Genomic DNA, 14388 nt, shown 5'->3' on the forward strand with positions numbered 1-14388 from the left:
AAGATCTCATCTTCATACTCTATTGTCTGCATCTTATGACAGCTTTATTGCACTTTAATGAATCATTGATGAACAGATCTGGAATAAATAAGCGATAAAAATAAAAAAAGCTGGCATCAAGCCAGCTTTTTACATTAGGGCATGCGATTAAGCACGCTCTAACAATACCGCAACTGCAGGAAGTGTTTTGCCTTCAACGAATTCAAGGAATGCACCGCCACCAGTCGAGATGTAGCCAATTTTGTCAGCAACTTCGTATTTGTCGATTGCAGCTAAAGTATCGCCACCACCAGCAATCGAGAAGCCTTCAGATTCAGCAATTGCTAAAGACAGTGCTTTAGTACCTTCACCGAACTGATCTACTTCGAATACGCCGACTGGACCATTCCAAAGGATTGTTTTAGACGTTTTCAGGATTTCAGCAAATGCTTTTGCAGTTTCTGGACCCACGTCAAGGATCATGTCATTGTCTGCAACATCTTCAACTTTCTTCACAGTCGCTTTCGCTGCAGCTAATGAACCCAGGAAGTCATCAAAGTTGATTTCAGATGCATCAGCAACCACAACATCAGTTGGAAGCGGAACTGAAACTTTTGCTGCAATCGCTTTCGCTGTATCGATCAGGTCATTTTCACACAGTGATTTACCTACATTGTAACCAGCAGCTGCAAGGAACGTATTTGCGATACCACCACCAACGATCAATTGATCACAGATATCAGACAATGAAGTCAAAACATCAAGCTTGGTAGAAACCTTAGAACCCGCAACGATCGCAACCATTGGTTTTTCAGGCGTTTTCAATGCACGACCCAATGCATCCAGTTCAGCTGCCAATAAAGGACCTGCTGCTGCTACTTTAGCTAAACGAGCGACACCTTCAGTTGATGCTTCTGCACGGTGTGCAGTACCAAATGCATCCATCACAAATACGTCGCAAAGTGCTGCATATTTTGCTGCAAGTTCAGGATTATTCTTCTTTTCACCTACGTTGAAGCGGCAGTTTTCCAGTAAAACCACTTGACCCGGCTGAACTTCAACACCGTCCAGATAGTCTGTGAAAAGTTTTACTTCCTGACCCAATGCTTCAGTCAGATAAGCTGCTACAGGCGCAAGAGACTGTTCAGCCTTCGGCTCACCTTCAACTGGACGACCAAGGTGTGAATACACCATGACAGCCGCGCCCTTTTCTACTGCAGCTTTAATTGTTGGTAATGCAGCACGTAGACGCGCATCGCTAGTGATTACACCATTTTTAACCGGTACATTTAAATCTTCACGGATCAGAACACGTTTACCCGTCAGGTCAAGGTCAGTCATACGCTGAAAGTTCATTGTAGAGCTCTCTTTATAGATATTAAAAACGAGGCGATTTTAAATGATTATGCAGAAAAAGGTTAGCATCTTTTGCAGAAAACATTATGAATGCCAAAGTTTTGTTATGATAGAAAAAAGCTTCTTCCAGATTCAGTACCTATGTCGATACATCCTGATCCTAATCTTAACCGTCTTAATGTTCTGGGCGAGCCTTTGGCAAGCTGTTGTTTTGATCCCATTACTGGGTATTTCCGTAATGGCTTTTGCCATACCGCACCTACCGATCTGGGACAGCACACTGTCTGTGCACAGATGACCTCTGAATTTCTGAATTTTTCCCAGAAAGTGGGCAATGACCTGATTACACCATTACCAGAACTGGGATTTCCTGGACTGCAACCTGGTGATTTCTGGTGTATCTGCGTTACACGCTGGGTAGAAGCTTATGAAGCTGGACAAGCGCCACCGATCAAGCTGCAAGCCTGTCACAAAGCTGTCCTTGCTTACGTTCCTCTCCATATTTTAGAAGAATACGCTGTCTAATGAATACCGCAAAAATCATCTTGGCTTCTTCAAGCCAGACCCGTAAAGAACTGATGAACCGTCTACGTCTTGATTACGTATCGGTCGTCCCGGACATAGATGAATCACCCCAAGGTGAAAATCATGCGGATGAATTAGCCAAACGCCTGGCTTTTGAAAAAGCTCGTCATATCGCTGAGCTACATCCTGATGCGATTGTAATTGGTTCTGATCAGGTAGCCTGGCGTGAAGGCGCACCAGATATCTTTATGGGTAAGCCTTTAACAATAGAAAAGGCCATTCGCCAGCTGCAGGCCAATTCGGACAAGATTGTGTATTTCAGTACAGCGCTCAGCGTTCAGCAGAAATCTACCGGTTTTGAACGTACGCTGGTAGAACATTACAAAGTCAAATTCCGCAAACTGTCTCAAGCGGAAATTGAGCGTTATGTAGAGATCGAACAGCCGCTGCATTGTGCCGGTAGTTTTAAATGTGAAAGCCTTGGGATTAGTCTGTTTGAAACCATGATCGGTCAGGATCAAACTACCCTGATGGGTATGCCAATGATTCAGCTATGTAATATTCTTCGTGAGCTAAAGATTTTAGTTCCTTAATCTCCTTTATTTTAGGCTTTATTTATGTCCCTACCTCTAGACGTTTTAGGCGGTATTACCGCTGAACAATTCCTTGCCGAATACTGGCAAAAAAAACCGCTGCTGGTACGTAATGCCATGCCTGAAATCGCAGGCCTGCTAGAGCCTGATGATGTGATGGAGCTAGCACTTGAAGAAAATGTCACTGCACGTCTGATCAAGCAGAAAGATCGTGATCCAAATCAGTGGTCGGTCAAGACATCTCCTTTATTAAAAGCTGACTTCCAGAAGATGCCTAAGCTTTGGACTTTACTGGTTCAGGCTGTGGATCACTATTCTTTCGACCTGTCTGAACTCTGGAAAAAGTTTGCCTTTATCCCTCAATGGCGTCGTGATGACATCATGGTGTCTTATGCACCTCAAGGCGGTTCAGTCGGTCAACATTTCGACTTTTATGATGTTTTTCTGGTTCAAGGCTATGGTCATCGCCGCTGGCAACTGGGGCAAATGTGTGATGCTGAGACCGAACTTGTACCGGGGCAGCCATTAAAATTATTGCCAGAAATGGATGTGAATTTTGATGAAGTCCTTGCACCCGGTGATTTGCTGTATATTCCACCCGGTCTGTCTCATTACGGCGTAGCAGAAGATGACTGTCTGACTTTCTCTTTTGGTTTCCGTATGCCAAATGTCAGTGACATGATGGACCGTGTAGGCGATAAATTTTCGGAAAATGAAGTCTTACGCAATCCATTGACTGACATCATTCGCGATCATATCAGTGCTGCGGGTGAAGTCACAGGCAATGAACTTGAATATCTGAAAGGCAAAATCATGGAGCAGTTGCATAACTCCAATGTGCTTGAAGATGCCATCATGAGCCTGATGTCAGAACCAAAATATGAAGAGAATATTCCGGAAGCTGAAGAAATTGGTACAGGTGATCTGGAAGAAGCACTTGATCAGGGCTATAGCCTGATGCTTGAACCCGCTTCACGCTTACTCTATACAGAAGAAGATGGTGAAACCTTATTCTGGGCCAATGGTGAGGGAATCTGTATTTCTGAAGCATTTACTTCAAAACTGAAGCAGATTGCTGATGGTGCGCGTGTCTTATTGGATGAAGATTTCGCTGACGAAGATATACTGGAGGATGTTGCTGAGCTATTGAATGATTCTGTACTGATGCTAGTGCCACCGGCTGAAGAAGAGTAAGTTTTTATATCTCGGTCATTTTAAGTCTATAAAAAAAGAGGATCATATGATCCTTCTTTTTTATGTATGTATAATTTTGAGATGATTAAGGCTGATAGAGTTCCATCACCACGTGTACGCAAGTATCGCCTTTCGCAGACTGAATATCCAGCATTCCACCCATGCGTTCAATACGCATTTTCATACTGCGCATACCAATGCTCATGCCATTTTTCTGCACCATCTCCGGATTAAAACCGATACCATTGTCCTGAATTTTTAAAGTCAGTTGATGTGGTTGTGTATATTCCATACTCACACTCACTTTTGTGGCCTGACTATGCTTGATAGTATTGGTCAAGCTTTCTTCTACCACACGGATCAGGGTCAGACATTGTAAAGCCGTAGGTTCACGCTGCCAGACTTTAGGAAATGACCATTCTACGGCGATATCTATTTCTTCCAGCAATTGAGTAAATCGGTAACGTACTGGCGCAATCCAGATCACTGGCGTTTCAGGCACTTTATTGTCAATAGAAGAACCGCTATCGATGATTTGACGCAGGTCATCCCTAAGCAGCTTCAGCATAGATAAAAACTGTCGATTGGAAATGTTTTCGGTACTTTGATCCACCAGAATCATGGAACGCACAATCGAGCCACCTAGTCCATCATGCAGTTCATGTGACAGATTAATCCGTTCCTGCAAACGCACATTATCCAGTTCCAGCTTATGCTGATCACTCAGGCTTTTATTTAGATCTGCACTGACTTGCCGTACTTTGGATTCCAGCTGCGTATTAAATTTTTCGATTTTTTTAATATTACGATTCAGTCGTGTCCCCATAATTAGCACAACAAACAGAATAATAATCGGTGATGTATAAGGTGATAAAGGTGAGAATTCACTAACCGCCGTTCGCCCCAGAATAATCAGATCTATAATGACACACAGCAAAATTCCCCACAGACAAAGCATCAGAAACAGATATTCGCCATTTCGAGTTTTAATTGCCCAGTAGCTAACATAGATGACACAACTAATATAAAGCAGCACATAGCAGACAAAAGCAACACTTAGCACTGCTTCTAAATGATCTAAAGAACTGGCTATGATGAATAGACTGAATAAAGCAGTCACCCCGATAAGTCCCCGCTCCAAACGCTGAAATTTCTGCTTCAAGAACCGAATTAGATACAGACAAAAACAGTGCATATAGAGGATAAAGAAAATCAGATTGGCTTTACCGGCCCATATACTGGAGGGAAAAGGAAAATTCTCTGTGGTTAATACATTGGAGATAAACAGAATCCACAATAATGAACTCAACGCCAGCCAGCCAAAAGTGGTTTCTGAACGTCGGAATAGCCAGATAATCAGGCTAATGACTCCAATCGTACCGGATAGAATCATATTGATCTGAAAGAGCGTACGGCGATCCCAGATCTTTTTTGAGTAATGCTGGTCATTGGCCATGATGTTGTGAAATTCAATTCTGCCAAGCCCTGCACCCTGGAAACTATAGCCTCGTACATAAATCAGCAGTTCATTGTCTGTCTGCTTCAAGCCCGCAATGGGCAAAATCCAGTAACGTGGTACATTCCAGCTTTTAGACAAAGGCTCTTGCAGGTTTTGATCCGACCACAGCAGATCATCATTCAGGAAAACAGCTCCAGCAGAGTTCAGATAATCAATACCAAAAACAATGGGTTCAGCGAGACGTATATTGTCCTGACAAGACCAACCCCAGCGAATTTTATACCAGGCACCCCCATTATATTTCGGCCAGTTATTTTTCCAGTTATCCGGTAATGTTACAGGTTGCCAGCCCGCCTCCGGAATTTCGAGATGACTTGGGACTTGAACTTTTTGTTGCTGTTCAATGTTCACCTGACAAAGCTCGTTAATCTGAAAATTATTCTGTGCCAAGCTGATGCAAGAGAATAGGCTCAGCCAGCTCCCTATCATTAATAGAGCGAAGAGCCTTAGTCTTTGCCCAAACATCTTGCTAACAGACAGCATTCGCACTAAAGAATACCTAAATGCCGGGCGGTGCTGACTGCTTTGGTCCGCTTGCTAACAGAGAGTTTGCGGTAAATATGCTTGATATGACTTTCAACGGTATAACGTGACACGCAGAGTTCATCAGCAATTTCACGATTGCTGAGCCCCTGTGCCACCAATGAAAGAATTTCTTTTTCCCGTTGAGTCAAGCTTTCCTGTTCAGGATCAAGTACGATCTGCTCCAAAGAGGAAGATGGCTCTGAACTGGAAATCTGCTTGAGAATTTCCCGTGCAATAAAAGGATCAATGGGTGCGCCGCCACGCAAAATACTACGAATTGCCAGACTTACTTCTGTATCATCACGTTCCTTGAGTACATAACCAGTTGCTCCTGCTTTAATTGCTTTTAGCAGACTGTCCTGAGTACTCCAAGCGGATACGACGAGTATCAAAGTTTGTGAACCGAGCTCATGTATTTTTTCAATAATGGAAATGCCATTTCCATCTGGCAATCCAAGATCAATCAGTGCTAAACAGAACGGTTCTTGCTGCAGAAGATATTCGGCTTCCCTGACATTATTGGCGAATAGCAATACCTCATCACTATACCCCAGATCCTTCAATATGTTCTTTAAACGGCACTGAATGACATATTCGTCTTCAACAATTAATACAGGTACCGGTAGCACGGCGTCTTGTGCTGTCATAAGCACACCCCTTATCGTTATTCTTATCACCCCATTGAAATTAAAATATAAACAAAAAAAGAAGAAAAATCATGAGTTTTTTTAACTTTATTGTGAGTAGCTCTAAGTATGAATAATTTTGAAAGCAGAGTTCTTGTTCTTGGAAAATTTAAATTTATAAACCATAAAAATGCCATCTATTTTCAGATGGCAATTTTTTATCTTCCAAATATTAGGAGCAGTTTATTTTTTGCTTTTCTTCTCAGGACCATATTGCTGCTTCAAATACTCCACAATATCTTTGGACTCAAACATTTTTGTATTGGTATTTGGGTCAACCAGATAAGGAACCTGAATATTATCTCCCATTACTTTTAAGACCTGTTCACGCTTACCACCCGGTAAAGGTTCATATTTCCCCGGTTTTAAACGCAGTTTTGCCAGACCTTGATCCTGCCAACGTTCTTTTGCCACATTATGATAGATGTAAGGGATTTCCAGTTCAGACAATACGCCACGGACAATACGGGTATATGGACTGGCTTCAAAGCCCCACAGCTCAAGAAGCTGTTCAGGCGCAGGGCTATTCTTCGACAACGGTTTAGCCATGCCACCACGTAGACCATTCACCATCGTACCTGCAATGGCAGCAACCGGCACTTTTGGATAATTTGAATATTTGGCTGGAGTCTTACCTGTCTTGCCATAATGCTTAAACAGGTGATGAATAATATCCTGAGATTCGTATAGCTTATCTCCGGTATTTTCATCTACTAAAAATGGAAACTGAAGTTTGCCACCTTGCTGTTTCACTTCGGGACGAAAGCGTTTACCGCCTCGTGGGCACGGATACACTTCATAATCGAGATTCAGTAAAGTCATGACCTCACGGACACGACGACAGAATGGCGATCCTTCATATTCATAAAGCTTGAGAGGCTTTTCAGGCTGATTCGGAAATGGTGTTCCAGTGGTACCACGTCCACCTTCCAGAAATGCGGATGCCAATGCCTGTGCTACTTTAATCTGATGGCCTAACATATCGTCTGTCCTCTTTATTATTTTCAAACCGTGAAAGCAGCAATCTAAACTGCCTGACTTCCACGGTATAGCTTGTTTTTGTATATTTTCAATAACCGGAATTAGTCCACCAGTTGCTCTTTGGACAGGACAATGCCGTTGTTATCAGCATAGACATACTCGCCTGATTTAAAGGTCACGCCACCAAAATAAAGCGGCACATCTACCTCACCAATCCCCTTACGGTTGCTCTTTTGAGGAATAGAAGCTAAAGCATGTACACCAAGATCAAGCTCAGCAATCGCATCGACATCACGGACACAGCCGTAGATAATTACACCATTCCAGTGGTTTTTCACCGCAGACTCAGCAATCAGGTCACCCATCAATGCACAACGCATCGAAGCACCACCATCTACAACCAGAACCTTGCCGGTACCATCTGTCGCCAATAACTCTTTTACTCGAGAGTTATCTTCAAAACATTTTACGGTCACAATCTGGCCGCCAAAGCTTTTACGTGCACCATAGCTTCTAAAGAATTTGCCATCCAGGCATGGGGTGACCACCTGCAAGTTTTTATCCGGATTGTCATCAAGCAGGTCACAAGTTACAAATGGTACGCTGGACACGATTTTTTACCCTCATTTCATTTTTTGTATGGCTAAATTATCATAAATTTCAAATTTCACAGTCTGATTCAGCGCTGCATATACCATAGTATGAGCCACCTGCTCTGCTGTCACTGGCTTGTATTTAAAAGAATCGGGGATGAAATGCGAAAACTTGTCAAACAGGTTCTGTGCCGCGTCTTCCAGTAAACGCTGATGATCTCGCTCACCAATCAACAAAGAGGGTCGGAACAAGCTGATACGCTCCAGAGACAAGGTCTGGATATAATCCTCTAATTCACCCTTTACCCGGTTATAGAACAGTCTGGATTTTGAATTGGCACCCATCGCACTAATCAACAGATAATGAGCATCCGTTTGCTGCACTAGTTCGGCAAAATGGGCGTTGATGGTGTAATCGGTATTATAAAAAGCTTCTTTGGAGCCGGCTTTCTTTAGCGTGGTACCCAGACAGCTAAAGGCATGAGTATGGCCACTGACATCCTGATCATTGAGCATTAAGAAATCCTCAACGACCACCTGCTTGACCTTGTGCCACTGTTCAAATTCTGGTTGATGTTTACGCACGATGACGCTAATACGCTTACAACTAGGTTCATTTACCAGCTGTTGTACCAAAGTCTTTCCGACCAAGCCTGTAGCGCCAATCACGATAGGATATGTAATGGTTTTAGTCATTTTTTGTACGATCTCCCTGCTTAGATACTAATCTAACGTTTTCTTTAGAATTTTTCTGCAACTAAAATGTTGTCAAAGCATGTCAAGACTTGACTTAAGCCCATAGTTTCCTCAAAATATGGCACTTGTTTACGGGCTGGTGATAGTTCTTCTGATGTGGTTTTCAGTTGAGTTTCAGCCCGCCCAGACCAATCTATTTCAAGGAGTGCACGAGTGGCAAACTCTGCTCAAGCAAAAAAACGTGCTCGTCAAAACGTTAAAGCACGCAAACACAACGCAAGCTTGCGTTCTATGGTTCGTACATATCTTAAACGTACAGTAGCTGCTATTGCTGCTGGCGACTATGCTGTTGCTACTGAAGCTTACAAAAAAGCTGTTCCAGTAATCGACCGTATGGCTGACAAAGGTATCATCCATAAAAATAAAGCAGCTCGTCATAAGAGCCGTTTGAACGCGCAAGTTAAAGCATTAGCTTCTAACTAATCGCAAATCAAAAGAAGCCCTTTTAGGGCTTTTTTTGTGCCTGAAATTTAATACCAAATCAACAATAAAGAATGATGAATACCAGATTATTCCCAATTCTAGTCATAGAAATCTTTTACTTAGACAAAAACAGAATAAACTATTCATCCTTATCCATAGAATGAGGTGTTGTGGTCTGATCTTGCTGCGCATTGTCTGTATCACGCTGACAGGCAGTTAATCCCAGCATAACGACCAGACTTAAAATTGTGATTATTTTCATGATGACTCCTATGCTTCCAAAATTGGTTTAAATATCAGCATAGTGATATTTCATCATTACTCTATTTCACTTTCATACGATAAATGTAAAAAAGCTCAACCTAAATGATTGAGCCTTTGAATTATTTATTTACCTTTAATTCGGCATTCTGAAATTGGGAAATATCCAGCTCATGCACTTTGCCCCGCCAGATCCATTTTAGTTTAGATTCCTCAAATACATCGCCTTCAAACCAGACAAACAGACCTTCCATCATTTTCGGCCAGTCTTCACGACTGACTTCCTGATGCCCAGACATCACTGCAATCATCGCTGCCAGAATGGTGTCATGACTGACCGCCAGACTGAGTCCATACAGCGTTTTCGGATGAGTGTTGTAAATTAATTCCAGTACATCCACTACGCCATTAATGGGATGTTTCATTCCGGGCAAGGCATTATTGACGAAGCTATTGATAAAGCCCAATGCCCCCTGTTTTTTGAAATATGGCCCTGCTTTTTGAATATCCAGTACAAAGCTGCCTGGCTCAACTAGCAAACCCTGTTCAACGATTTCAATCTTATGGGTATGCGGTGCTTTATCCGTTGCATCTGCCCCCTCGATCATCAATGCTGCGGTATCTACACAGCGCTGAATCGGACTCGATATACAATGCTGGATATGCCGATCTGTCTGATTGACCAGATAAGCGCCCCATTCCTGCGCCAGATCACGTCCTTGCGGCGTCAACTGCAAATCATAACCTGCCAGTCCCTGACCAGCGACATCTTCACGCAGAGAATGCCGCGTAAACAGAGTCACAGGTGTCTTGGTATCAGGCAATAAATCTATTGCACTGAGCATACTTGGTGGAAGCAGTTTTAATGCCACAATCTTGCCAACTGATCTATCAACGGAATCTTCCTCACTATACCATGAACGGCTATGAGCTCAATCATTGTCTTGCATGTCCGCCAGTGCCTGTAAGGCTAGTATTTTCATAGCTTCATTCTTATAGGCGATAAATCCGCCATTCAGTAAGGTCTTGCGCTGATTGTAGATGAATGGCCGACCTTCCAGATCAACCAACCCTCCACCAATTCGCTCGAGCATGCATTGACCGGCACTGGTGTCCCATTCCGAGGTTGGATGGAAACGAGGATAAATATCTACCCAGTCTTCAAGAAACATGCAGAATTTATAGGCACTTCCTGCCTTGAACTCGGTGTACGCGCTAAGTTTAGCCAGGCTTTGCAGATACTCGACATATTTAGGTTTTTGCTGGCTGCTCTGACTCAGACCGACAAAGACATCCTGATGATTTATAGCTGCTTCATAACCAAACCATGCCTGATTCTGAATATCGTATTTTAAAGGCATGCCCTGTTCTGGGCAGAAATAAATTAGCTGCTGCGCAGGAACCGCCAAAATAGCAAAGGTAGTCAGACTGCTTCTGACCAGACTGAGATTAATCGTGAATTCTGGGCGCTGATGCAAAAACTCTTTAGTGCCATCCAGAGGATCAAGTAACCAGAAATCTGTCCAGGCATGACGCTGATCCTGCTGCCCCTCTTCTGACAATAAAGGCAATTCTGAGATTTCCGCTAAAGCTTGGGTTAAATAACTATTCACCCGATAGTCTGCCTGGGTCACAGGAGAATCATCACTTTTCTTGACAATATCAAACGCAGCACCTGAACAATAACGCTGATATTCTTCTCGCAAAATTTCACAGGCCTGTGTCAAAATGGGCACAAACTGCAAAATCATCGGATCTTGTGGTGCTATTGTCGCTTTAAACATAGAAAACCTTATATGTCGAATTGCTCAGAAAAACCGCCTGTCATTTTTGATATGGACGGAACTTTACTTGATCTTGCCTACGATGATTTCATCTGGAACGAGTTATTACCGGTCCGTTATGCTGAAACACATGGCTGTAGTCTGGAACAGAGCCGCGAAACGCTTTATGCATTCTATCAGCAACATAATCATACCCTAAACTGGTACTCTTCTCGCTTCTGGACGGCTAAAGTCGAAGTCGACGTTCTGGCCATGCAAATCGAGCATAAAGATAAGGTTAGCTTACGCCCTTATTGCCTCGAATTACTCGATTATCTTAAAAATAATGGCTATCCCATCTGGCTTGCCACCAATGCCGACTGTGCAGGACTCGCCTTCAAACTGGATCATCTGAATCTCAAAGATTATTTTGATGTGATTGTCAGCTCGGAAAGCATTGGACATGCCAAGGAATTTGTAGAATTCTGGCAAGGTCTGAATGCTTTGCACCCCTTTGATCCTGAGCAGGTCTATTTTATTGATGATACCGAAAAAGTCCTGAATGGTGCCAAGGCTTATGGCATCCAGAACCTGTTCTGTATCCAGCAACCATCTTCCAGTAAAGTTGCACGCCAGACTTGTAATTACCCGATGCTGCACCAATTAACAGATTTAATCACTCATTTAAATCAGTCTGAGGTAAACAAGCAATATGCGTAAATCGTCTTTACCCGAAGATGCGGTAGGCATGCGTATAGATAAATGGCTGTGGGCGGCACGTTTTTTTAAAACCCGTTCCATTGCCAAGAATGCTATTGAGGGCGGTAAAGTCCATCATAATGGTGAGCGTGTAAAAGTATCTCGCGAAGTCCGTGTGGGTATGGAGTTGACGATTCAGCAAGGTATCGACAAAAAAACCGTAGTTGTAAAAGAACTTTCTGATGTTCGTGGTCCTGCACCTGTGGCACAGAAACTGTATGAAGAAACTGAAGTCAGTATCGCTCGCCGGGAATTGATTGCATCACAAAGAAAGTTGCATAATCTAGCGCGTCCCGATCATCGGCCAAGCAAAAAAGATCGTCGAGACATCAGTCGATTCAAGAATGAAAATAGTCAGAACTTTGATCAACATTGGTCATATAATGATGATTAAATTCAAGCGTCAGCATGTGTCGTAACACTGCTGGATTTTATAGAACACAAGGGAAATTTCTGTCACTATATTCCTGTGGAACGAAGCTCTAATGTAAGACATCCACTTGAGTACTAAGTTTGTGACATCGTATTGAGGTTGTAAGATGGATGAGAATAAAAACAAGGCGCTCAATGCTGCCTTAAGCCAGATTGAAAAACAGTTTGGTAAAAACACAGTGATGCGTCTTGGTGACAATACCGTGCAAGCAGTTGAAGCTGTATCTACAGGTTCTTTAACGCTTGATATCGCACTGGGTATTGGTGGTTTACCGAAAGGCCGTATTATCGAGATTTATGGTCCTGAATCTTCAGGTAAGACCACAATGACATTGCAAGCGATTGCTGAATGTCAAAAAGCTGGCGGTACATGTGCATTCATCGATGCCGAGCACGCGCTTGATCCTCAATATGCCCGTAAACTCGGTGTAGATATTGATAACCTGCTGGTTTCTCAGCCAGACAACGGTGAACAGGCACTTGAAATCGCTGACATGCTGGTACGTTCTGGCGCAATTGACCTGATTGTAGTCGACTCTGTTGCTGCATTGACGCCTCGCGCCGAGATTGAAGGCGAAATGGGTGACTCACATATGGGTCTGCAAGCACGTTTGATGAGCCAGGCACTGCGTAAAATTACCGGTAATGCCAAGCGTTCAAACTGTATGGTGATTTTCATTAACCAGATCCGTATGAAGATTGGTGTAATGTTCGGTAGCCCAGAAACAACTACTGGTGGTAATGCACTGAAATTCTACGCTTCTGTACGTCTGGATATCCGCCGTATCGGTCAGGTGAAAGAAGGCGACGAGATTGTAGGTTCTGAAACCAAAGTCAAAGTTGTGAAAAACAAAATGGCGCCACCATTCAGAGAAGCTCTGTTCCAGATTCTGTATGGCAAAGGTGTTAACCATCTTGGTGAACTGATTGACCTTGCAGTACAGCAAGAAATCGTTCAAAAAGCGGGTGCATGGTATTCATATCAAGGCGACAAGATTGGCCAAGGTAAAAACAATACCATCCGTTATCTTGAAGAACACAAAGAGCTGGCGGATACTATTGAAAAACTAATCCGTGAGCAACTGCTTACTACAGGCAAAGTAGTCGAAGATAAAGACGAAGAAGAACCAGCAGACTTTCTGGATGCATAATCCTTGAACGTCATAGCAGAGCGCCCTACGGGGCGTTTTTGTTATTATGGAATAGATATTTTTATCGAGATCAATATGTCAGACGCAAAATTCAGCAAACTTTTGGACTATGACGCGATTAAACAGCAGTTTGGTGATGCTGAAGATTCAGCCACTTCTTCACCTGTTGAGTCACAGGCTTTGCCAGAATTTGATCCGGAAGACAGCTTATTTGGTAACTCCGATAAAGAGCAAAAGAAACCCGGTCTAACCGGCTCGCGTTTGCGTTCTTACGCCTTTGCTGTACTGACTCGCAAGGAATACTCCAAGGCTGAACTCATTGAAAAACTGGCGCTTTATGCAGAAGATCGTAATGATGTGGTCACTTTGGTTGAAGAGCTATCTAGAGAAAACTATCAAAGTGACCAGCGTGTTGCTGAAATCATGTTGTCGAGCCAAAAGCGTAAAGGCAAAGGTCCCAATCAGATTAAAATGAAGCTGAAAAGCAAAAAAATTGATACTGCCCTGATCAGTGAAGAACTAAAAGAAACGGACTGGGTACAACAGGCTTATGAACTGAAGCTTAGAAAATATGGTCCAGAAGTGACGAAAGACCCAAAACTTAAAGCCAAACAGATCCGTTTTCTAATGTATCGTGGTTTTGAAATGGATGCGATCATGAAAGCGATTAGCCGCAAAGCCGAAGATTAATTCTTTTGTATTTGTGAAAAATATGCTTAGGCTATTTTTTTATTTTCCTCTTTGCCATCCTGCTTAACTTAAATAGTTTCCCTTAATTTACAATTAATCCCGAACAACAAAAAGCTTTCAAAAGCTCAAATTAAGATAATCTATTTTCATGATTGAATTTCAATGTTCCAAACAATTCAAGTATCCAAGGAAGCGGCATTAG

17 protein-coding genes are annotated in these 14388 nt (G+C 42.8%); 8 read left to right on the forward strand and 9 right to left on the reverse strand.

Annotated elements, in window-relative coordinates; all coding sequences use genetic code 11:
• Positions 1-147 precede the first annotated feature (147 nt).
• Positions 148-1335, reverse strand: a complete 1188-nt coding sequence (locus FTU03_RS02600) for a phosphoglycerate kinase (protein WP_034702596.1) — start codon at positions 1333-1335, stop codon at positions 148-150.
• A 141-nt stretch (positions 1336-1476) separates the two neighbouring features.
• Between FTU03_RS02600 and FTU03_RS02605 the strand changes: the two genes are divergently transcribed.
• Genes FTU03_RS02605 through FTU03_RS02615 form a run of 3 tightly spaced genes read left to right on the forward strand, consistent with a single transcriptional unit; the run spans position 1477 to position 3647 of the window.
• Complete coding sequence (locus FTU03_RS02605; RefSeq protein WP_034170328.1) at positions 1477-1860, forward strand: DUF2237 family protein; 384 nt, start codon at positions 1477-1479, stop codon at positions 1858-1860.
• On the forward strand, positions 1860-2453 hold the full coding sequence (locus tag FTU03_RS02610) for a nucleoside triphosphate pyrophosphatase (protein WP_034702599.1): 594 nt from the start codon (positions 1860-1862) through the stop codon (positions 2451-2453). The genes FTU03_RS02605 and FTU03_RS02610 overlap by 1 nt, the downstream gene beginning before the upstream one ends.
• A gap of 24 nt (positions 2454-2477) precedes the next feature.
• Positions 2478-3647: a cupin domain-containing protein gene (locus FTU03_RS02615; protein WP_166136604.1), complete on the forward strand. Its 1170-nt coding sequence runs from the start codon at positions 2478-2480 to the stop codon at positions 3645-3647.
• 85 nt (positions 3648-3732) lie between these two features.
• Here the strand turns inward: FTU03_RS02615 and FTU03_RS02620 are convergent, their stop codons facing one another.
• From FTU03_RS02620 to FTU03_RS02640, 5 genes are all read right to left on the reverse strand, one after another.
• Complete coding sequence (locus tag FTU03_RS02620; protein WP_179992318.1) at positions 3733-5595, reverse strand: ATP-binding protein; 1863 nt, start codon at positions 5593-5595, stop codon at positions 3733-3735.
• Between the two features lie 59 nt (positions 5596-5654).
• Positions 5655-6338: a response regulator transcription factor gene (locus tag FTU03_RS02625; protein ID WP_034702603.1), complete on the reverse strand. Its 684-nt coding sequence runs from the start codon at positions 6336-6338 to the stop codon at positions 5655-5657.
• Positions 6339-6560: 222 nt separating this feature from the next.
• On the reverse strand, positions 6561-7358 hold the full coding sequence (locus tag FTU03_RS02630; RefSeq protein WP_034702605.1) for a glutathione S-transferase N-terminal domain-containing protein: 798 nt from the start codon (positions 7356-7358) through the stop codon (positions 6561-6563).
• Positions 7359-7459: 101 nt separating this feature from the next.
• The gene (gene rraA / locus FTU03_RS02635; protein ID WP_125278329.1) at positions 7460-7969 is read right to left on the reverse strand and encodes a ribonuclease E activity regulator RraA; all 510 of its coding nucleotides are present in this window, start codon (positions 7967-7969) and stop codon (positions 7460-7462) included.
• A gap of 12 nt (positions 7970-7981) precedes the next feature.
• Positions 7982-8647: an NAD-dependent epimerase/dehydratase family protein gene (locus tag FTU03_RS02640; RefSeq protein WP_034702612.1), complete on the reverse strand. Its 666-nt coding sequence runs from the start codon at positions 8645-8647 to the stop codon at positions 7982-7984.
• Between the two features lie 213 nt (positions 8648-8860).
• On the opposite strand from FTU03_RS02640, the gene rpsT reads away from it, so the two are divergent.
• A complete protein-coding gene (rpsT, locus tag FTU03_RS02645; protein ID WP_004786139.1) occupies positions 8861-9130 on the forward strand; it encodes a 30S ribosomal protein S20 in 270 nt (89 codons plus the stop codon).
• 139 nt (positions 9131-9269) lie between these two features.
• Here the strand turns inward: rpsT and FTU03_RS16150 are convergent, their stop codons facing one another.
• From FTU03_RS16150 to FTU03_RS02655, 3 genes are all read right to left on the reverse strand, one after another.
• The gene (locus FTU03_RS16150; protein ID WP_004786141.1) at positions 9270-9392 is read right to left on the reverse strand and encodes a hypothetical protein; all 123 of its coding nucleotides are present in this window, start codon (positions 9390-9392) and stop codon (positions 9270-9272) included.
• A gap of 121 nt (positions 9393-9513) precedes the next feature.
• Complete coding sequence (locus FTU03_RS02650; protein ID WP_179992317.1) at positions 9514-10263, reverse strand: histidine phosphatase family protein; 750 nt, start codon at positions 10261-10263, stop codon at positions 9514-9516.
• A 60-nt stretch (positions 10264-10323) separates the two neighbouring features.
• Positions 10324-11175 carry a 3'(2'),5'-bisphosphate nucleotidase CysQ gene (locus FTU03_RS02655; protein WP_179992316.1) on the reverse strand — a complete coding sequence of 284 codons (852 nt, stop codon included), beginning with the start codon at positions 11173-11175 and terminating at the stop codon, positions 10324-10326.
• 12 nt (positions 11176-11187) lie between these two features.
• Between FTU03_RS02655 and FTU03_RS02660 the strand changes: the two genes are divergently transcribed.
• The 4 genes from FTU03_RS02660 (at position 11188) to FTU03_RS02675 (ending at position 14186) form a co-directional block, all read left to right on the forward strand.
• On the forward strand, positions 11188-11874 hold the full coding sequence (locus tag FTU03_RS02660; protein WP_179992315.1) for an HAD-IA family hydrolase: 687 nt from the start codon (positions 11188-11190) through the stop codon (positions 11872-11874).
• On the forward strand, positions 11867-12307 hold the full coding sequence (locus tag FTU03_RS02665) for an RNA-binding S4 domain-containing protein (protein ID WP_004786147.1): 441 nt from the start codon (positions 11867-11869) through the stop codon (positions 12305-12307). The genes FTU03_RS02660 and FTU03_RS02665 overlap by 8 nt, the downstream gene beginning before the upstream one ends.
• Before the next feature lie 145 nt (positions 12308-12452).
• A complete protein-coding gene (recA, locus tag FTU03_RS02670; protein WP_004786150.1) occupies positions 12453-13496 on the forward strand; it encodes a recombinase RecA in 1044 nt (347 codons plus the stop codon).
• Positions 13497-13571: 75 nt separating this feature from the next.
• Positions 13572-14186, forward strand: coding sequence for a regulatory protein RecX (locus FTU03_RS02675; RefSeq protein WP_179992314.1), 615 nt, complete (start codon positions 13572-13574; stop codon positions 14184-14186).
• Positions 14187-14388: the final 202 nt, after the last annotated feature.

Origin of the sequence: Acinetobacter sp. YH12046 (assembly GCF_013419905.1) — a bacterium.
In the GTDB taxonomy this organism is placed as follows: domain Bacteria; phylum Pseudomonadota; class Gammaproteobacteria; order Pseudomonadales; family Moraxellaceae; genus Acinetobacter.

Coding starts and splice junctions, on each gene's coding strand:
- FTU03_RS02655 (WP_179992316.1), bottom strand. CDS start 11,175: ATGTTTAAAGCGACAATAGCACCACAAGATCCGATGATTTTGCAGTTT.
- FTU03_RS02665 (WP_004786147.1), top strand. CDS start 11,867: ATGCGTAAATCGTCTTTACCCGAAGATGCGGTAGGCATGCGTATAGAT.
- FTU03_RS02615 (WP_166136604.1), top strand. CDS start 2,478: ATGTCCCTACCTCTAGACGTTTTAGGCGGTATTACCGCTGAACAATTC.
- FTU03_RS02620 (WP_179992318.1), bottom strand. CDS start 5,595: ATGATAGGGAGCTGGCTGAGCCTATTCTCTTGCATCAGCTTGGCACAG.
- FTU03_RS16150 (WP_004786141.1), bottom strand. CDS start 9,392: ATGAAAATAATCACAATTTTAAGTCTGGTCGTTATGCTGGGATTAACT.
- FTU03_RS02660 (WP_179992315.1), top strand. CDS start 11,188: ATGTCGAATTGCTCAGAAAAACCGCCTGTCATTTTTGATATGGACGGA.
- FTU03_RS02625 (WP_034702603.1), bottom strand. CDS start 6,338: ATGACAGCACAAGACGCCGTGCTACCGGTACCTGTATTAATTGTTGAA.
- FTU03_RS02610 (WP_034702599.1), top strand. CDS start 1,860: ATGAATACCGCAAAAATCATCTTGGCTTCTTCAAGCCAGACCCGTAAA.
- FTU03_RS02600 (WP_034702596.1), bottom strand. CDS start 1,335: ATGAACTTTCAGCGTATGACTGACCTTGACCTGACGGGTAAACGTGTT.
- recA (WP_004786150.1), top strand. CDS start 12,453: ATGGATGAGAATAAAAACAAGGCGCTCAATGCTGCCTTAAGCCAGATT.
- FTU03_RS02640 (WP_034702612.1), bottom strand. CDS start 8,647: ATGACTAAAACCATTACATATCCTATCGTGATTGGCGCTACAGGCTTG.
- FTU03_RS02630 (WP_034702605.1), bottom strand. CDS start 7,358: ATGTTAGGCCATCAGATTAAAGTAGCACAGGCATTGGCATCCGCATTT.
- FTU03_RS02605 (WP_034170328.1), top strand. CDS start 1,477: ATGTCGATACATCCTGATCCTAATCTTAACCGTCTTAATGTTCTGGGC.
- FTU03_RS02675 (WP_179992314.1), top strand. CDS start 13,572: ATGTCAGACGCAAAATTCAGCAAACTTTTGGACTATGACGCGATTAAA.